Origin of the sequence: Neomelitea salexigens DSM 19753 (genome assembly GCF_000422345.1) — a bacterium.
Classification (GTDB): Bacteria; Pseudomonadota; Gammaproteobacteria; order Pseudomonadales; family Spongiibacteraceae; genus Spongiibacter; species Spongiibacter marinus_A.
Genome location: NZ_AULP01000007.1, coordinates 98727 through 118009 on the forward strand (window position 1 = coordinate 98727; position 19283 = coordinate 118009).

General features: G+C 55.9%; 16 protein-coding genes. 12 read left to right on the forward strand and 4 right to left on the reverse strand.

What is annotated here, in order from left to right:
• The first annotated feature begins 100 nt into the window (after window positions 1-100).
• From H573_RS17990 to H573_RS0111595, 5 genes are all read left to right on the forward strand, one after another.
• On the forward strand, window positions 101-874 hold the full coding sequence (locus H573_RS17990; protein ID WP_051171240.1) for a DUF3348 family protein: 774 nt from the start codon (window positions 101-103) through the stop codon (window positions 872-874).
• A complete protein-coding gene (locus tag H573_RS0111580) occupies window positions 871-3159 on the forward strand; it encodes a DUF802 domain-containing protein (protein ID WP_027874414.1) in 2289 nt (762 codons plus the stop codon). The genes H573_RS17990 and H573_RS0111580 overlap by 4 nt, the downstream gene beginning before the upstream one ends.
• Window positions 3156-3791 carry an OmpA family protein gene (locus tag H573_RS0111585; protein WP_027874415.1) on the forward strand — a complete coding sequence of 212 codons (636 nt, stop codon included), beginning with the start codon at window positions 3156-3158 and terminating at the stop codon, window positions 3789-3791. The genes H573_RS0111580 and H573_RS0111585 overlap by 4 nt, the downstream gene beginning before the upstream one ends.
• Window positions 3788-4516: a DUF2894 domain-containing protein gene (locus H573_RS19075; protein WP_154653885.1), complete on the forward strand. Its 729-nt coding sequence runs from the start codon at window positions 3788-3790 to the stop codon at window positions 4514-4516. The genes H573_RS0111585 and H573_RS19075 overlap by 4 nt, the downstream gene beginning before the upstream one ends.
• A 64-nt stretch (window positions 4517-4580) precedes the next feature.
• Window positions 4581-5351, forward strand: coding sequence for a glutathione S-transferase N-terminal domain-containing protein (locus H573_RS0111595; RefSeq protein ID WP_027874417.1), 771 nt, complete (start codon window positions 4581-4583; stop codon window positions 5349-5351).
• A gap of 7 nt (window positions 5352-5358) precedes the next feature.
• On the opposite strand, the gene H573_RS0111600 is transcribed toward H573_RS0111595, so the two are convergent.
• Window positions 5359-6504, reverse strand: coding sequence for an iron-containing alcohol dehydrogenase (locus H573_RS0111600; protein ID WP_027874418.1), 1146 nt, complete (start codon window positions 6502-6504; stop codon window positions 5359-5361).
• A 345-nt stretch (window positions 6505-6849) separates the two neighbouring features.
• On the opposite strand from H573_RS0111600, the gene H573_RS18000 reads away from it, so the two are divergent.
• From H573_RS18000 to H573_RS0111620, 4 genes are all read left to right on the forward strand, one after another.
• The gene (locus H573_RS18000; RefSeq protein ID WP_051171241.1) at window positions 6850-7755 is read left to right on the forward strand and encodes a DMT family transporter; all 906 of its coding nucleotides are present in this window, start codon (window positions 6850-6852) and stop codon (window positions 7753-7755) included.
• Window positions 7756-7875: 120 nt separating this feature from the next.
• Entirely contained in the window at window positions 7876-8718 is an 843-nt protein-coding gene (gene yghU, locus H573_RS0111610) for a glutathione-dependent disulfide-bond oxidoreductase (protein WP_027874419.1), read from the forward strand.
• Window positions 8719-9065: 347 nt separating this feature from the next.
• Window positions 9066-10697: a thrombospondin type 3 repeat-containing protein gene (locus H573_RS18005; RefSeq protein WP_084498039.1), complete on the forward strand. Its 1632-nt coding sequence runs from the start codon at window positions 9066-9068 to the stop codon at window positions 10695-10697.
• A gap of 42 nt (window positions 10698-10739) precedes the next feature.
• Window positions 10740-11459 (forward strand): hypothetical protein, encoded by a 720-nt coding sequence (locus H573_RS0111620; RefSeq protein ID WP_027874420.1) that lies wholly within the window; start codon window positions 10740-10742, stop codon window positions 11457-11459.
• 51 nt (window positions 11460-11510) lie between these two features.
• Here the strand turns inward: H573_RS0111620 and H573_RS0111625 are convergent, their stop codons facing one another.
• Together H573_RS0111625 and H573_RS0111630 are read right to left on the reverse strand one after the other, a co-directional pair.
• Entirely contained in the window at window positions 11511-12587 is a 1077-nt protein-coding gene (locus H573_RS0111625) for an acyltransferase family protein (protein WP_161624258.1), read from the reverse strand.
• A gap of 557 nt (window positions 12588-13144) precedes the next feature.
• Complete coding sequence (locus tag H573_RS0111630; RefSeq protein ID WP_084498042.1) at window positions 13145-13924, reverse strand: outer membrane protein; 780 nt, start codon at window positions 13922-13924, stop codon at window positions 13145-13147.
• A 301-nt stretch (window positions 13925-14225) separates the two neighbouring features.
• Here H573_RS0111630 and H573_RS0111635 point away from each other — a divergent pair, with 301 nt between their 5' ends.
• A complete protein-coding gene (locus tag H573_RS0111635) occupies window positions 14226-15272 on the forward strand; it encodes an MDR family NADP-dependent oxidoreductase (protein WP_027874423.1) in 1047 nt (348 codons plus the stop codon).
• A 128-nt stretch (window positions 15273-15400) separates the two neighbouring features.
• Window positions 15401-15928, forward strand: a complete 528-nt coding sequence (locus H573_RS0111640; protein WP_205618933.1) for a lipocalin family protein — start codon at window positions 15401-15403, stop codon at window positions 15926-15928.
• A 16-nt stretch (window positions 15929-15944) separates the two neighbouring features.
• Here H573_RS0111640 and H573_RS0111645 read toward each other — a convergent pair whose 3' ends face one another.
• On the reverse strand, window positions 15945-18170 hold the full coding sequence (locus H573_RS0111645; RefSeq protein WP_027874425.1) for a molybdopterin-containing oxidoreductase family protein: 2226 nt from the start codon (window positions 18168-18170) through the stop codon (window positions 15945-15947).
• Between the two features lie 98 nt (window positions 18171-18268).
• Between H573_RS0111645 and H573_RS0111650 the strand changes: the two genes are divergently transcribed.
• A complete protein-coding gene (locus tag H573_RS0111650; RefSeq protein ID WP_027874426.1) occupies window positions 18269-19171 on the forward strand; it encodes a LysR family transcriptional regulator in 903 nt (300 codons plus the stop codon).
• Window positions 19172-19283 lie beyond the last annotated feature (112 nt).

Below are 19283 nucleotides of genomic sequence, written 5' to 3' on the forward strand. Positions count from 1 at the left end.
CAGGCGTCAGTGACCGCTCCGTATTTTGTCACGTCGGCAGAATGGCCTGTCCCGAATAAACTTGCTCATCGTGTTCGATGAGAACTCGCACTAGGATTCTATGCCCAAGGCCGCCGCGCACGCCCCGCCGACACCTTCGCGACTGGCCCATACCCTCAATGCCTTGGGTGTGGCGGCGAGTGCTGCGCCGCGCGCCGGTTTTGCCGACAAGCTGGCCGAATTGATTGACCTCTCAGGGGCGATTGCCTTGTCGGAATCACTGCGCGGCTTACGACGGGTGAAGGCCACCGGCGAAGCCGCTGGCGATGATGCTCAGGCCCTTTTTATGGCGCGCCGCGCCGATATGATTGAGGCGATCTCCGCGAGTTTCACCCTCGACCCGGAGGCGATGGCCAACAGTCCAGCGGGATTTATTCTACCTTCGCCAAACGCCGACACGTTTGGCAGCGATGCCGCCGGGTACGCGCCTTATCAACGCTTTTATGCCCTGCATCAAAGTGAAATAGACCATCGGGTCATCAGCTTGCGCGGCGAGTTACGCAAGCTGTTGTCGGGCCGCTCTGAGGCGCTGGCGCAGCTGGCCGCGCTGGATACTATGATGGAGGGCACGTTGGCGGTATACAGCCGTCGCGCACTTTCTGTCTTACCTAAATTACTGGCGCAGCATTTTTTCGCGCTGCGCAGTGAGCAACAAAACTCCGATGCCGATACCGAGCAGCCAACTACCAGTGAGCAGTGGCTCGCGGACGGGGGCTGGCTCTGGCAATTTCATACCGACATGCAGAGTTTGCTACTTGCTGAACTCGCGCTGCGCCTGCAGCCGCTACAGGGCCTATTGGAAGCCCTGAACTCCGAACACGAGGACACTCCATGACACGATTGCTTTCCCTGGCTGCCTTTACCCTTGGCGCGCTGGTTATTCTGTGGATGGGGGTGGCCGTTGCCGCCGGCCATCTGCTGGCATCGGTAGTGATGTTGCTCATCGCGCTGGCCTATTTTACCGGCGGGGCCGAATTGCTGCGCTATCAGCAGGCGACCGGTGCGCTGCACGCGGCCCTGGCGCAGGGCGGCGATGTGGAATTGAACCGCTGGCTGGATGCCTTGCCCGCGTCGCTGCGCAACCCAGTACGTCAGCGTATCGAAGGGGAATACGTAGGGCTGCCGGTGCCCGTGCTCACGCCCTATCTGGTTGGCCTGCTGGTGATGCTGGGTTTGATGGGCACCTTCGTCGGTATGGTCGAAACCCTGGGCGGTGCGGTACAGGCTCTGGAGGGTAGCACCGAGCTCAGCGCCATTCGCGACGGCCTTACTACGCCGATCAAGGGCTTGGGCATGGCCTTCGGCACCTCGGTAGCCGGTGTGGCGGCATCGGCGATGCTGGGTTTTATCGCCACGCTTAGCCGCCGCGAGCGCATTGATGCGTCCCGCGAGTTGGATCAACAGCGCGACAGCCGCTTCCGGAACTACTCTCTCAGTCATCAGCGCCAACAAACCTATTCCGCCCTGCAACAACAAGCCGATGCTCTGCCCACCGTTGCCAGCCAGCTCACGGCACTGAGTGAGCGCCTCGGTACGATGGGCGAGCAGCTCAGCCAGCAATTGCTCGACAACCAGCAGCAGTTTCAGCAGAGCGTGCAGCAGGATTTTCAATCACTGGCCAATGCTGTGGCCGAGTCACTCAATCGCAGTTTGGCTGACAGCGGTCGTCAGGCTGGCGAAACCATAAAGCCGGTTGTAGAGGGGCTGCTGGCAGGGTTGGAGCGCGATCTACAGCAGCGCCACCAACAGTTTGACGAGGCCGCCAATGCGCGCCTTGAGGCGATGTCTAGTCAGCTCGAGCAAAGCGCGGCCACCATCGATAGCACCTGGCAAAAAGGCCTCGAAAATCAGCAGCGCGCCAATCGTGAATTGGCCGATGCGGTGGGTCAAAGCCTCAGCAGTAGCGCCGAGCAGATGGCCCGCGACAGTCGCCAGTTGCTAGACGATGCCGCCCAGCGCAGCGCCGAGGCGCTGCAAGCCCAGCGCGATGCCGAAGCCGAGCGGCTACAGCAGTGGCAGGCGGCCTTTGCCAATGCTGAAACCATGTTGTCGGCAGTGGCCCGCTCCTTGGGCGAAGATGCCGAAACCCGCAATGCGGCGTTGAACAGCGTCAACCAACAGTTACTGGAGCAGCAGCGCCAGCAACTTGAAGAGCAGCAAGCGGCTGAGCAGCGCTGGCAGGAAAGTGTGGCGGCGCGAAGCACACAGCTGATCGATGCCCTGCAGGGCCAGTTGCAAAAGCTGCGTGATGAAGAAGGACAGCGCGGCGACGCGGCGGTTAGCCGTTTGGAAACGCTGCAGGCAGCCATTGCCGAGCAACTGAGCCAGCAACAGGCCGCCGAGCAGCGCTGGCAAGCAACTGTGGCAGAGCGCAGCAGTGCACTGATCGATGCCCTGCAAGGTCAATTGCAACAGCTGCGCGACGAGGAGGCGCAGCGCGGCGATGCCGCCGTGAGCCGACTGGAAACCTTGCAAGCCGCGGTGGCGACGCAATTGGCCGAACTGGGCAATTCGTTGGAGGCGCCGCTGGCCAATCTGATCGAATCCGCGTCGGAGGCGCCGCGCGTTGCGGCTGAACTGATGGAGCAATTGCGCGGCGAAATTACCAAGAATATTGAGCGCGATAACAGCCTGCTCGATGAGCGCCGTGAGTTAATGTCGGAGCTGGCCAGTTTGACCGATGGCCTGCGCGACAGCAGTCAGGCGCAGCGCGAAGCGGTTGAGCAGTTGCTCGCTAACAGCGGCGATACTCTCAAGCAGCTGGGTGAGCGTTTGGGTGACAGCATTGAGCAGCGCGCCGGTCAGCTGGCCGAGCTTGGCGACCAACTGGCGGGTAGCGCGCTGGAGTTGTCTGGCGTGGGCGACACCTTTGCCGCCGCGGTGCAGCAGTTTGGTGACAGTAACGTCGAACTGCTGGCGGCGCTGGCCAGTGTCGAACAAACCCTCAAGGAAAGCGGCGAGCGCAGCGATGAGCAAATGAGTTACTACGTTGCCCAGGCGCGGGAAATTATCGACCACAACCTGCTCACCCATCAGGATATTCTGGCGCGCCTGCAAGCCCTTACCGACAGTGCCGAGCAGCTTGAGCTGAACATGAACGCCGAAGGGGCTGACGCGTGAGTCGCGAACTTGATGACGGCTTGAGCCAAGAGCCGCCAATCTGGGCGATCTTTGGTGACCTGATGACCGGCATGGTGGGCGTGTTCGTGCTGCTGCTCATTTGGGCGCTGGGCTTTCAGTTGGAGCTGGCGAAAAGTCTGGAGAAAGAAGTCGCCCAGCGAGAGGTGGAGCAACAGCGCCGCGCCGTGCTGGAAGAGGCGCTTGCTGCGCCCTTGGCCAGTGGTCGAGTGACCCTGCGCGACGGCCGCATTGGCATAAGCGGCAGCGTGTTGTTTTCGCTGAACTCGGCGGAACTTCAGCAAGAAGGCCGGGAACTGCTGCGCAGCCTGATCCCGCCGCTCAAATTGTTTGTGCAGGAAAATGAGCAACTGCTGATGGTAAGCGGCTTCACCGACGACCTGCCCATTCAGCAGGGCAATTTGCAGTTCTCTGACAACTGGGAGCTGTCTGCGCAGCGAGCACTAACGGTTACCCGCGCGTTGATCGACGAAGGCATGCCCGCCGACAGCGTGTTTGCCGCCGCCTTTGGCGACCAGCAACCGGTGGCTGCCAATAGTAGCGAAGATGGTCGCGCCCAAAACCGCCGCGTGGAAATGGCGCCCGTCCCCCGTGTGAAGCAGGAGGCGAAGTGACTCCCGCTCCCGGTATGCCACTGGCGGAATTGCAGGCAACGCTGGCGGCGCTGCAAGGACAGAGTCCTCAGTTTGACCCACCGCGCCTGCGCGGCGTGGAAAGTCTGTTGGAGAGGGCGCAACAGCAGCGGCCGTCAGTACAGGCGCCCCTGTTGCGCCGCGCGGCATCAATGCTTGCCGATTACCGTCGCGACTGCGAGCAATTCAGCGAGCAGCCGAGCCGACTGGCTGGTGTGCTGGCTACACACCGCCAGCAATTGGCGACTCGTCGCAGTGGCGCTGCTTCAGCCCTGCGGGCCCTGCAAGCGGAGCTAAACCGAGACACCCCGGATGACGCCGCAAGCGACGAAGCAAGTTCGCCGATCAGTGCCTTGCTCCGCCAGCAGGAATTTTCGCTGTTGGGCGCTTCCCAGAGCCATGCACCCGATAACGCGACCAGCGAGCCGCCAAAAGAACTGCGCGCATTGCGCCAATTGCGCAGCCGCCAGCGCCATCAGGATATCGAGCAGCGCATCGATCAGGCCATTCAAAACGCCCCCCAAGATCCCGGCCCTCTCAACCCGCAAATGCTGGCTATTCGCTCGCTGACCAATATGCGCGAACGCTCGCCGGCCTACCTGAAACAGTTTGTTGGCTACCTCGATACCTTATTGTGGTTAGAAGCGCAGCTGCCCGGCGAAGAAACTAGCAAAGCCGGCAAGGGCAAACGTCGCAAAGCGCGCTAGTGGCATCGCCTTCCTGTAGGCATTCTGTGCTAGGGTAGCGGGCAAATTTTATGAGGAAGCCATCATGAAAGCGCTCGATATCGCGACATCTGTTTTTGCCAGTTCCAGTCGTGCCTGGCGGGGCACCGCCGCCTTTACATCGACCCCGAGCAAGCCGGAAAAATTACTTGAGCTCTACGAGTATGAGGGTTGTCCGTTCTGTCGGCTCGTTCGGGAAGTACTGTGTGAGCTGGACCTGGATGCGATGATCTACCCCTGTCCGAAAGGCGGCATGCGTTTTCGTGGCACGGCAATCGATTTGAGCGGTGCCAGCCAGTTCCCGCTGCTGGTCGACCCCAACAATGATGTGGTGCTACTGGAGTCTGCAGAGATCATCGACTACCTCTATCACCAGTATGGTGGTGGTCGCCGTCGCGCCTCGCGGGGAGTATTGCGTCAGGTGGATATGCTGTCATCGCTGGCGGCAACCGCGTTGCGATCGTCGCCGAAGCCGCGCGGTATGTATGCGGCGGAGTCCACAGCGCCCGCTCAGCCGCTGGAGTTGTATAGCTTTGAGTCCAGCCCCTATGCGCGCTTGGTAAGAGAGCGTTTAAGCGAGTTGGAAATCCCTTACCGCCTGCGTAATTTCGCCAAGTCTCGTTGGCAGGAAATGGGGCCGCCAATTGTGCGTGAAAAATTCTTCCCTGATGCGCCAATAACCAGCGATAACCGGCTGCGTTTGCGGGAGCTAACCGGGCGCAGTCAGGTGCCGTACTTGGTCGACCCCAACACGGGGGTAGCCATGTTTGAGTCGGCAGACATTATCGACTATCTCAATGAAACCTACGCCGAATAACGGCTGGTTAGAAGGCCGCCTGGTATATACCCAGAATATCTTGTAGTGACAGTGTTCTGGGGTTATTTCGCAGTAAGCGCTCAACGCCGAGCGCCTCCTCTGCGAGGCTGGGCAGGTCTTGTTCAGGAATATTGAGTACTCGCAAATTGGCGGGAATGTTTACATCCCTGCAAAGGGCGTGCAAACGCTCGATGACTCGGTTTGCTGCGCTGTGGTGATCGAGGTCTGGTCTTTCCCCAAAGGCAGCGGCAATGTCGCTAAAGCGCTCTATGCAAGCCATTTTGTTTACCTGCATGACATGGGGAAGCAGGAGAGCATTACTCACACCATGAGAGATGTGGTAACGGCCACCGAGTGGGTACGCCAGGGCATGCACCGCCCCCACACCAGCGTTACCAAAAGCCAATCCAGCCAGTAAGCTACCGGTGGCCATGTCTTCTCGCGCCGACATATTTTCGGGCTTGGCATACGCTTTTGGCAGTGCATTGATGATTAGCGTCATTGCCTTAGTGGCGAGGGCGTCAGTAATCGGACTCGCAAAGTTAGAGAGGTAGGCCTCAATAGCGTGAACTAAAGCGTCTACGCCGCTAGCGGCTGTGACGGAAGGTGGGCAGGTGAGTGTCATTTCGGGGCTGACAATAGCGAGATCTGGCAGTAAATAATCGCTAACAATGCCTTTCTTAAGCTGTGCTTTCGGGTCTGACAATATCGCAATATTCGTGACCTCTGATCCAGTCCCTGCTGTTGTGGGGATCGCGATAAGTGGCACATTGCGCTGCTTTACCATTCCTTCACCAAAGAGCGATTCCAGCGGACCCTCGTGGCTAGCCATCACCGCGGTGCATTTTGCGATATCGATTGCGCTACCGCCGCCGACCGCGATAATGCCGTCAAAGTTGTGATTACCAAAATAGTTTGCGCAGGCTTTTACAACATCCACTTCAGGCTCTGCGGGGACCTCGTCGAAGATGTCCTTGTCACTAATGCCCGCGGCTTCGGTGATGTATGCAAGACTCCCTGAGTTGCGAACCCCCTTATCAGTTACGAGCAAAGGATGCTGGATATTTTGCGATTGTAAGTAGTCTTTGAGCTGATCTATCGCGCCAGAGCCGGTGAGTAGCTGTTGCGCGGATCGAAATTTGGCGACGGGCATGGGGCTGTCCTATTTGTTAAATCAAAGCGAGGCACTAACGGGGTGCTCGACTACCCAATATAGCATTGTCGTCATGGATTTTTTGTAGAGGCCTTGCGCCAAATGAAGCCGCTGGCATATAGTGATGGCGTTGCTAACGAATGTAGTATGTAAATTATGTATCAGTGGTGTTTCGCCAAATTTCTCGCTGCCATGCGCCGTATTGTGTGTGTGGCGAGATGGTGTGCGGCGGAGAATTGATACAAAGAAAATACCCAATTCCAAAAGGCCGCAGACATTTCATCTGCGGCCTTTTTCGTTGTGGGCCTCGGGGACATGTCTCGGCAAATACGTGAGTAAAGCGCCATGCTTGTACGGTTTGTCTATCTACTGGTTATTCTTATCTGGGCGACGACGCCACTGTCGATAAAACTTGGTGGCGATTCGTTGCCCCCCATCGCGGCATTGAGCCTGCGTATTCTTATTGCGTTTTTTGTCGGCAGTGCGCTGTGCACACTGTTTGGTGTGGCGGGTTTAAATATTCGCCGCCACTGGAAGCTTTACTTCGCCGCATCCATCAGCTTGTTTCCCAATATGGCATTGGTGTATTGGGCTGCGCAATATATTCCCTCGGGACTGATCGCACTGATGTTTGGCTTGTCGCCGTTTTTCACGGCGGCGCTGGCGTGGCCGATGTTGGGTGAGCGGATGTTGGTGCCGCGCAAGCTGTTTGCCATTGCGCTGGCAGCGCTGGGTTTGCTGTGTATTCTGGCCGACGATGTGGTGATCACCGGCGACAGTTACACCGGTATCGCGCTAATGCTGCTGTCTAATTTACTGTTCTCGGGCAGCGCCGTGTGGGTTAAAAAGCTCAACGCCACCATTGTTGTGTCGCCGGTGGAGCAGGCGCTGGGTGCAATGGCCTTCGCCTTGCCGGGTATGTTGCTGAGCTGGTGGCTGTGGGTTGGCTTTGAGCCACTGGTGTTCAGTGCCGTATCGCTGGCATCACTGCTGTACCTGGCCCTGTTTGCGTCGTTGGTCGGCTTTGTTGCCTATTACTACATTCTGAAAGTCATGCCAGTGGAAACCGTCTCGTTGATCCCCCTGGTGTCGCCGGTGCTGGCGCTGGTCATTGGCAGTGTGGTTGTCGACGAGCCGATCACGCCAGCGATGCTAATGGGCGCGGGCATGATTATTACCGCCTTGGCTGTTCATCAGGGCTTGTGGCGTCAGCGCTCGCCGATGAACACGATGATGGACACGCGGTCATAGCAGAAGGCCGGAGTACCAGAGATGTAACAAGCTATGTGCTCGTGCATCTATTGTGGCAAGGTAGGCTCACCGCGAGGTGCTGCGGTGAGCCATTACTACAACAACGTGGAGAATGTGTGTATGTCGGAATCCAAGCCCTATGTCCCCCCCAAAGTCTGGACATGGAACAGTGAAAGTGGCGGGAAGTTCGCCAATATTAACCGGCCGATCTCCGGTGCGACGCACGAAAAAGCCCTGCCTAGCGGCAACCACGATTTACAGCTTTACTCGCTGGCAACCCCCAATGGCGTGAAAGTGACGGTGATGCTCGAAGAGCTACTTGAGCTGGGTATCAGTAAGGCTGAATACAACGCCTATTTGGTGAATATTATGGAGGGCGAACAGTTCTCCAGTGGCTTTGTCGACATAAACCCCAACTCAAAAATACCGGCCCTGTTGGACCGCGGTACAACGCCGCCAACGCGGGTGTTTGAATCCGGCGCGATCCTGCTCTACCTCGCTGAAAAGTTTGACGCTTTTTACCCGAAAGATGTGGCGACGCGTGCCGAGTGTCAGTCCTGGTTGATGTGGCAAATGGGCAGTGCGCCTTTCCTGGGTGGTGGCTTTGGCCACTTTTATGCCTATGCTCCAGAGAAACTGGAATACCCCATTGAGCGCTACACCATGGAGGTGAAGCGCCAGTTGGATGTGCTAGATAAGCGCCTGGCTGAGAATACCTACCTGTGCGGCGACGAGTACTCGATTGCCGATATTGCCACCTTCCCGTGGTACGGCGCCCTGGTGCTGGGCCACCTCTACGATGCGGCAGAATTTCTCGATGTCACCTCATACACCCATGTTGTGCGTTGGGCCGAGCAAATTTCTGAGCGCCCGGCGGTGCAGCGCGGTCGCCGCGTAAACCGCGTGTGGGGGCCGGAAGAGGAGCAAATGGCTGAGCGTCACAGCGCTGTGGATTTCGACTAAATTTTGGTCTGACCATCCCTGTAGATTTTAGGAAAGCACTCCATTCGCGTGGGGTGCTTTTTTTTATGCTTGCTCCTGTGTGCTGGTTAGGCCTGGGGTGCTCCTTTCTCTGAGATGATGTTTGCAATAAGCCTTGCTCAGACCTCTGCCCGAAGGCAATTTATAGTCGAGATATAAAAAAGCTTGAATTTCTTCAGGCTAAAATATTTAATACCCCTACTTCACATTTTTAGCAATGAATGCATTAGGGGTGTTGCCTTTCTAGGAATAATGTGAGGCCTGTTAATAAAAAATCATAACAATGAATTTTCCATAAAGTTACCTTTTAAAAATATAACGAGGCATCTATGTTGCGACGAAAGCTCGCCCTTTTTAGGGTGAAAGGGATTTCTATTGCCCTGATTTCTGCATTGATCAGCGCCTGTGGTGGCGGAGGAGGTAGTGAGGGTGGTGCTAGCCAAGCTGCTGCACCGGTTATTCAGGGAGCAGGTGTTAAGGGACCGCTGGCGAATGCCTCGGTAAGTGCCTATGCCTTTGCAGAAGACGTGGAAAACTTCCGCGGTAGGCTACTGGGTAGTGCCGTTACCACAGAAACTGCCGCTATCAGCGGATTGAGCCTTCCGCAAAGTTATACAGGTGCAGTGATTGTTGAGGTTGTTGCAAACCAAGACACGATTGATATCACGACGGGTGAGTCGCCTGAGATTGGAAGGCTAATTACCATTGTATCTGTTGCGGAGGGAGAAGACGTCAGGGTTTATCCTTCTCCATTGACGTCGATAGCGTTCCACGTAGCAAAAACAAATGCCGATTCTATCAGTCATCCCTTTGTTGGTGATGGCAACGGGGTTGTGAGCGAGGAGGAGTTTCTTAGCGCGTTTGATGTCGCATCGCGGCAAACGGCCAGCACGTTGGGTTTTGGTATGAACGCATTTACCTCACTCAATACAACGGCTCCCTTGATAGACAGTACGGTAGATAGTGCAGAAAAGCAGGCGCTAGCGGCAAAGTATCGTACAGCTATAGAAGCAGTGAGTGCGGTCGCTAAGAGCTTGGCCGAAAATGCTAAGGGAAATAACAGTGAGAGTACCGTTTCCAGCTTAGAAATGCTTATGGCTATGGCAGATGACCTGAGTGACGGCCTTCTTGACGGAGAAAAATCGGGTGAGGCTATCTCAGTTTTTCAGCACGTTGATAATGTTGTTGGCCGCATCACGGTAGATCCATCAACCCTCAATATACCTGGTACGGATATTAAAATTACCGATATTGAGGGTGTGCTGGTTGACGAAAAGGAAAAGACCCAATCAATGGTCGACACGTCGGCGCTTGAAAGCGGTGAAGTTGATACCTCGCCGGAACCAGCGAAAACCGCACCCGATGTCGACGAGGATGGCGTCATTGATGCCGACGATAATTGCCCTTTAATCGCTAACCCTGATCAGCTTGATAGCGATTTCGATGAGATTGGTGATCCCTGTGACCGCGATAGGGACGGAGACGGTGTAAATAATAGTGACGATGCTTTTCCCGATAATGCCAATGAGTCTGTAGACACAGATGGCGACGGGACGGGCAATAATAGCGACACTGATGATGATGGAGACGGAACTCCCGATGATCGCGATGCCTTCCCCTTAAATGGCAGCGAGTCTGTCGACAGCGATGGCGACGGCATTGGTAATAACGCCGATGAGGACGATGATAACGATGGCGTGGATGATCAAAACGATGCCTTTCCGTTAAATCCGGAAGAATCTGCCGACACGGACAGTGATGGGATTGGTGATAACAGTGATGACGATCTCGATGGCGATGGTTTCGTTAATGAGGAAGATAACTGCCCATCGACAGCGAATAGTGGTCAGGAAGATGTTGATGCAGACGGAGTCGGCGATGCTTGTGATAGCGAAGTCGAGCAGCCTAATTCTGATGCTGTATGGGACGCGTTTAATTGGGATCAATCCAATTGGCAGTAGCACGCTTATCAAGAAATAGATAAAAAATTTAAGGAATGAATTATGACTATCAAGAAAATCGCCATTTCAATCGCCGCAGCCACTTTGCCGCTGGCGGCATACGCGCAGATAGAGTCGGGCGCACTGACCACGTTTAGTGCTAATACTCCTGCAAAAGCTAGCGAGGTGAACGCGAACTTTAGCGCTTTGGCAGAGGCAATTAACGTGCTTTCAGAAAGAGTTTCCGGAATTGAAGTAGAAACGCAAACTGCTCAGGTGGCTGGGAAATGCTATGAATTCGAAGCGACTGAAACGGAGCTTCGGACCACAAGCAACGACGGGTATATTAATGATCGAATCGTGCGTATTACCAAACAAGAAGGGCGGCTTATTTTTAATCAAGGTGGAAGTGGCGAGCTGCACCCGGACCTTGAGCGTTTGGCGACATTGGTCATAGATGGATACGGTGAGAAAGATTTTCAGCCCCATGACAATAATGATGTCACTAAAGATGAAAATGGAGTTTCAGAAACCTTTGTTGGCCGCAGTGATGGAGAGATTGATTCATTTACCTGGAGCCAGGCGGGTGGAAAAGTGGCAATTGTTTTCGAGGAAAGTGGCAGAAAGCGCGACCTTAATTACTATGTTGCTGGAGAAACGTTAATTGGTACCTCGACTTTTTTCTACAACGATCCGTTTACAGGAAGCAATGGCGCGACCTATGACGAGAAGCATGCCGTTCAGCATGTGATCGTTGGCACGGAGACGACCTGCAGTCAGTAGGTTTTATCTGCAGGAGGGGCTGGCTCGCTGGCTCCTCCTGAGTATTTTTCTCTAACTTCCTATCAGCGCCCGTGAATAACGGCCTAATATTTTTTTAAGTAGTATGCTCGCCGCTAAGGTCAACGCCGCACTACCCAGCATTACCAGCAGCCCCCCAGCAAACATCCAGCCGCTGTGCAGATGCGCTCGTAGTGGCTCGACGAGTAGTTGTGCCAGTAAAAAGATAAACACTAAGTGCAAAAAGTAAATCGCGAACGCGTAATCGCCCAGCGTGTGCAACAGCTTTGGTAAGCCACCCTCCAGGCAAAGGAAGGTGTGCAGAATTAGCGCGGTGATCGCCAGCTTTTGTATGTAGAACAGGCTTTCGGTGTACGACAGCCAGCCACTGCTTTTATAGCCATTGGCATAGAGAGCGAATAGCGCCGCCGAGGTTGCCAATACCAGTAAGAATAGATTGAGAGTGTTGCGGGTGATAGCAGCCTGAACGGCTTCATAGTGTTGGCCCATCAACATGCCGCAGAGGTAGGCACCGCTAAAATAGACAATCGTCTGCACGCTGACTGAGTTCGCCATGCCCGTACGCGAGATAAACAAAGGCAGAATAACGAGCGCTACGGCCAGCCAGCGACGTTGTGGGTGTTGGATAAGTGCGTCCAGTACCGGCGTGATCAAAAACAGCACTGCAAGCACCGGGATATACCAAAACTGGGGAAGTGTTTGCCCGAGTAGTAGCCCGCGTAGCAGGGCGGTGGCGTAGTCGGTGGGCAAGCCGTTGTCGGCGGCGTAGCCGACATACCAATCCCACAACGCCGTTAAAAAGAACACGCTCAAAATTGCATACGGCAGGATGACGTTCTTAAGCTTGGCGCGGTAAAAATTTGCCCAGGGTCGGCCGCGCAACACCCTGGTGAACAGCAGGCCCGATATCACCGCAAAGTACAGCGTCGCGTCGTGGAAAACGGTCTGTATCAATGAATACAGCACACGCATGCTGTCGGCCATTTCGTAGCCCCCAACCCGGAACATTAGCGATGTCCAGGCGTGGGCGCCGATCACATTCAAAATGGCGAAACCGCGAAAAGCGTGCAGATGAGCGATATGGTGCTGAGATGTTTTTGGAGAAGTCACTGGGCCAGCCTGGAAAATGGAGGCGACAATACTAAGAGCTGCGCCGTACTGTGTAAGTGATGAAGTAGACAATTTGGTGTAGTAGTGGCAGGCGTTTGTCGACGCGATGGGTAAGTTGTGCGCTAGCACACGCGGTCAGCGGTGATCCAAAGGCGGGAATTTTACATAAGAGTAAGTGCTTTTCATGACCCTGCTTCATGCCCCTCCCCCAGGGGCTTTTTTATTGAGGTTAGATATCGATGCCTCGACGCCGCCCCGCCCATCAGCCGTGCCAGCTTTGCGCAAGGCAGGTAGCGCTGACCTTTCACAATTTGATCCCTCGAAAACTCCATCGTCGGCCACGCTTTTACAAGCGCTTTAACCGCAATGAATTAAACACAGGGGTGTGGCTTTGCCGACCATGCCACAGCGGTATCCACCAGCTTTATGATGAGCTGACCCTAGGGCAACGGTTTTCAAGCATAGAGGCCTTGCGTGATGATGAAGCGATAGCCAGGCATGTGAGATGGGTGGCCAAGCAGCGCGTGGGCTCGTGACACGCTGCCTGGAGAAACGCGTTAGAAGCGGTAACGCAGCGCCGCTCCGACAGTTTGAAAATCGAAGTCGTCGTCGCTGCCCTGTGCGTTGGTGCCCCCCGAGGCGGCATTGCCAAAGGCGTTGAAGGCGCCGTTATTCTGCCCCAGTAAGTCCTGCTCGCCGCTGAAGTTGGTGGCGAAGTCAGCATCGCCGAGGTCGACATATTGATATTCGAAGGTGAGAGACAGTGGCCCGTTAAGTTTTACTTCAACGCCAATGCCAATGTGGTAACCAATGTTGCGGTCGTCCTTTCCGTTGTCACCACGAAAAGCGCCGGAGTTACCCTGCCAGCTGTAATCGACGTCGCCATAGGACGCGCCCAGGCTAAAGAAGGGCAGGATAGGCAGCTCGCTGGCATAGCCGATGTTGAACGAAGCATGGGTGAGTAGGTCGATTTCCCGGCGCTCGACATAGGTCGCGGGCGTGGCCGAGAAGGCGCTTTGATCCTGCGATAAATCGGCTGAGGAAAGGCTAAACTCGGCGCCATAGACCCAGCGATCCTGCTGAAATTTATAGCCGACCGCGGCGCCCAGTACGCTGCCTGCGTTAAATTCTCCGTTGAAGTTATCGCCAAAGGCGCTGTCTATTGCTGCGCGGTTGTCGCTGCCGTCCACGCGGCGAAATTCCAACTCACCATTGTCGCCTGGGTTAAAACCCGCGCCTGCGCGTAGGTCGGTGTAGAGTCCTTGCCAGTTTTCAACGGCCAGAACAGATCCGCTTGCTGCCATCATCGACAACAACGTTAATGTGGTTCTTTTCATAAATCCCCCAAACTATCTTGTTATTTACATCGCAAAACACTGCTACGTATGTCGTAGTGGCGTAGGTTTTGGGGCTGCCTTTCGCGTTTCTTACTAGAAGTACTCGGGCTAGAAGTACTCGGGCTAGAAGTACTCGGGACTTTACGTACGTGGGGAGTTAACTTTTCGGCGCTTACCGAGGTTTGGGGGCAATGCTGTCGTCGTTGCGGGGTAGATTCGTCGTGGATACACATTGCGGGCAATTTTCTGCGCCACGTATAGTGCGCTGGCATCGTTAACAATAGCTAAAAAAGGATGAGTCATGTCACCGGAATCCAGCAACGGCTGGCGTATTGCCCGCTATCTCGACAACACCCTGGCTGGCGACGAGCTGCGCTGGGTGAGCGAGCCGGTACCCGAGTTGGGGGAGGGGCAGCTTCTGCTGGAAACCTGCCTATTGTCGCTCGATGCGTCCAATTTACTGTGGCTTAGCGAGAAGCGCGATTACCTGCCGCAGTTGCAGGTGGGCGAATTGATGCGCGGTAATGTGATCGCAAAAGTGGTCGCGTCGCGCCACCCGGACTTCGCGCTGGGCGATTATGTGATGAGCCTGCAGTCGTGGGCTGATTACAAGGTGGTAAGCGGTGATGAGTTGCTTAACGACGGTTTTACGCTGAGGTTTTCTCCCCACACTGATATTCCACTGGATGCCTACATGGGCACGCTGGGGCTCACTGCCTGGTCTGCGCATATTGGCTTGATGACGGTCGGCCGTTTGCAAGCGGGGCAGCGGGTGCTGATTAGCGGGGCGGCGGGTGCTACTGGGTTAATGGCTGCGCAATTGGCCAAGGCCGCCGGTGCTCAGGTGTTTGGTATCGCCGGTGGCAGCCGTAAATGTGAATTCCTGACAGAGCAGCTGGGCTTGGACGGCGCCGTTGATTACCGGGCAAGTCGCGATTTGACCGCCGACATTCGCGAAATGATCCCCGAGGGCTTGGAGCTGTTTTTCGACAATGTTGGTGGCGAAATCCTCGATGCGGTGCTGCCCACAATGACTATCGGCGGCTGTATTGTTGCCTCGGGCAGTGTGTCGCAATACGGCAAGCATGACAGCTACGGCGTGAAGAATTTACCGTTGGTGACTCTGCACCGCTTGCGCATGGAAGGCTTTTTAATTCTGGATCACATGGCTGAAGTGCCAGCGATATTGCAGCAGCTCGAGCAGTGGTTTCTGGCTGGAAAACTGGTAAACCAAAATCAGCTCTTCCACGGTTTGGAAAATGCGCCTAAAGCCTTAGCGACGCTGGCAGAGGGCGGAAATACCGGCAAGCTGGCAGTCTATGTAGGTAAGTATTCACATACTGCCTAGTTAACGGCAGATGGCGCCGCTCTGGAGAGGGTATTGCTCAATGCTCTGAGTTTGGTCAACTTACGTACAACGCACATCAAACAGCAATGGAGTGTGACATGTTACGTATGGCCATCCTCGGACTATCAATGACAATTCTTTCTGCTTGCACCACGGCACGCGATGCTCTGCCTGCGCCAACTGCACTGGATCTTCAGCGCTTTATGGGAGACTGGTATGTGATTGGTTTTATTCCGTTGTTCCCCGAGCGCGATGCTCACAACGGCATAGAGAGCTACCAGCTTAAAGACGACGGCGGTATCGCCGTGGCGTACCATTTTCGCGATGGCAGTTTCGATGCCCCGCTCAAAACATATCGCCCCTCGGCGACAGTGGTGGAGGGGACCGAAAACACCCAGTGGAAGATGCAGTTCCTTTGGCCGTTCAAATCAGACTATCGGGTGGCCTACGTTTCTGAGGATTACTCAGAAACCATCATCGCACGGGAAAAGCGCGACTACGTGTGGCTGATGGCGCGCTCACCACAATTGTCGGAGACACGTTATCAGGAGCTGCTGGTGCGCATCGCCGAGATGGGCTACGACCTCAGCGAATTTAAGCGTCAGCCGCAACGCTGGCCAGAGGCTCAGCCGCGGCCGCCGGCTTTCCCAAAATAGCGCTGCACTCCGCCCGCTACTGCTGAGAGGGTTGACTGGGTACGGGGTGAATGGCAACCGGCAGGGCGCTCATACGGGGAATGCCTGAGAAGCGGTCGTAGTCATCATCCGTGCTGATCAATGCCGAGGTGTTGCTGCCCTCACGGAACAAAATGTCTTTCTGTTCAGGGGTATGCGCGTTTTCAGAAAGCGCCCCGTCACCGTAGGCATGGGCCATCGATAGCACGCCGGGTTTCAGCGTTTTATCCGCGTTGGCAATGCCAACAATCGCTCCATGCGCCGAGCGAATTTCAATGTAATCGCCATCAATGAGGCCGAGTGCTGCGAGGTCATCCGGGTGCAAGTAGGCCGGGTTGTACGGGCGTTTGGTTTTCACCAAGCGTGGCAGATCCCGCAGCGACGAGTTATACGCATTTTTCATCCGGCGCGACACCAATGTAAACGGAAAGCGGTCATCGCGTGGCCTGGCCGCCACTGCGGCGTCAAGCTCGGCCATCATATCGGGGTTACCAACATCCAGCCTGGCTGTGCAATCGGGGCGCTTGGCGGCCGCGACAATCTCCTCCGGGAACAGCGCGCCATTCGGGTGCTTTTTCACTTCATCCAAGGGAATGCGAGAGCGGTTGCACAACAGCTCCAGCATGTCGTCGCTGGTAGGTTTGTTGTCCATATCAAGCATGACAAAGTCGCGCTCCTCTCGCACCGTCGCCGTGCGGGATTGCATTGGGAAGCTGAATAGCCCAATGCCCAAACGCTGGGCCAGGCCGTAATAAAACTCCCACTCCTCGATCAAGTCGGAGCCCTCGGGTGTGTCCATCAAAGCCGGGGCATACATGCCGAAGGGCTCACACAGTCCCCAGTGGTAGGAGAAGTTTTCCAGGTGCTCGACGGCGAGCGAAATGGTTGGCACTTCGTAGCTGACTTTCGGGGCAATAATGTAGTCGGCCAGTTTGGCGGTGGCCGACATTTTGATATCCACGTGAACCAGCAGCTCGAGCTTTTTCATCGCCGCCACGGTTTTCTGCTGGTCGGGCCAGGCCGCCACGGGGTTGCCGCTGTTGACGATAAGCGCCTTCACCTGGCCTTCGCCTTCCAGCAAAATCTCGTCTGCTAATGCCGCGGTGGGCATGCCTGCCGCGCTCTGTGAAAGGCCGCGCACGCGCAATGCTTCGCCAACATTGTGATAGGGGGTGGGGTCGGCAGCTTCGGCAATGGGCGTTGCCCGTGGCAGTAGTACACCGGGGTTGGCGACGGGCTCGCCCTCGCGCACGAAGCGGCCGCACAGGGTGTTCAGGCACAGCAGTAAATACTCGGTCAGCGAGCTGTGGCCCGACATATTGGCGCCGGTTAGGCCCGTGGCGACGCCGCGCCTGGCCTTCGCAAATACCCGCGCAGCGTCAATAATTTGCTCAGCGGGAACGTCGGCGCGCGCAGCTGCATGCTCTGGGGTGTAGGGAGCGACGGCATTTTTCAGCTCGGTGAAGCCTTTCACGTTTTCGGTGATAAAGGCGTCGTCGTATAACTGCTCTTTGATGATGACATGCAGCATTGCCGCCAGCACTGCGACATCTTCGCCGGGCGTCGGGCGCAGGTGGATGTGCGCGCGCGCCGCGGTTTCGGTTTTGCGCGGGTCGATCACAATGAGTTTCATGCCATCTTTGATCTTGTCGGTGAGGCGTCGCGCGGGGTTTTGGCTGGGCACGCCACCGGCAATCGTCACCATGGGGTTGCCGCCAAGCATCAGCCAAACATCGGAGTCGGCAAAGGCCTGGGGGCCGGCTTTCCAGTGGCCGAGCATGGCGTTGGCAATATCTTTGCCCGGCTGGTCGATGGTGGCGCTGGCAAATATCATCGGTGATCCCAGCGAGGCCACCAGTGAGCCAAGCAACGTACCGGCGGCGGGGTAGGGGCCGGAGTAAGTGCCGAAGTAAGCGGCCAGTGCGCGAGGCCCGTGCTGGTCGACGATCGCCTGCAATTTTTCGGCAATTTCATCCATTGCCTGTTCAATCGCGATGGGCTCAAAACGGCCATCGGGCATGCGTTTCAGCGAGTGCAGCAAGCGGTCGGGGTGGCGAATATGCTCCACCGAGGCCTGGCCGCGACTGCAGCAAAACCCGTGATAGGTCGGGCTGGCCTTGTTGCCAGTCACCTTAACCGGGAGGCCACCTTCCATTTCCACAATGACTGGGCAGGCGGCGTGGCACATCCGGCAAATTGAGGCATGTTGGCTGCGCGAGGACATAGTCGACTCCCAAATTGGGTGGAGGTGTGGAGTGTGGCTGGACTATAGAAATGTACATGGTATAAATCAAATTATTAAATTTTATAAAAGATATAAAAATGAACGATATCATAAAGGCCGACTTGAATGCCCTGAAGGTACTGGATGTGCTTCTGGATGAGTGCAGTGTTTCCCAGGCAGCAAAGCGATTGCACGTGACCCAGCCAAGTGTCAGTTACACATTGCAAAAACTGCGCGACCTGTTCGACGATCCCTTGTTTGTGCGCAACCCCCGGGGATTAACGCCAACCTCCCGTGCTGAGTCATTGCGCCCTGCTATCAAGCAATTGCTCAGCGATGCTCAGCAGTTGATTGCACCGCCGGTGTTTGTCCCCGAGGACGCTGAATTCACACTGTCGATTTCTGCGAATGACTACCTGCAAATCGCCCTGATAGTGCCACTGGTTCAGCGGATTCGCGCATTAGCGCCAAAGGTGAAAGTCGCCCTGTTCGATCTGGACAGTAAAACGGCGGTAGAGCGGGTTCGCAGCGGCGAGCTGGATTTGATGCTGAGTTTTCCGCAGGCCCTGCCGGCGGACTTTTCCAGTGAAGAGCTTTTTACCGACCCATACATTGCGGCGGCACGACAGGGGCACCCACTGGCCGACCAGAAAGCCTCGGCGGAGTCGTTTTTACGATTCGACCATGTCATTGTTTCGCCCACCGGCTTTGCCTTTGAGGGAGGTTTGTTCCGCGACCTGCATCACTCGCCGTTACTCGACAGAGTGGCGGTGACGCTGCCCAATTTTGCGGTGTTGCCGAGTTTGCTGGCGGGTAGCGATCTCATCGCGATGATCCCGCGCCGGCTGTTATCGGTGATGTCAGGCCCGCTGAGTGAGGTAAAAATTGCGGCGACGATGCCGTCGATCACCGTCGCTGCGGCGTGGCATCCGCGCCTGGACCATGATCTCGCCCATGGCTGGGTGCGAAACCTGTTACGTGCAGAGGCGCTGTTGGCCTGAGCGAGAGCCACGTAATGTTATACGGCTGTCATATAACTATGCTAAAACCTATGAGCTTGTCATCTCGATGTCACACGGTTGCCATTATTCAGCGCTGGGCGCGGCGGCCAGG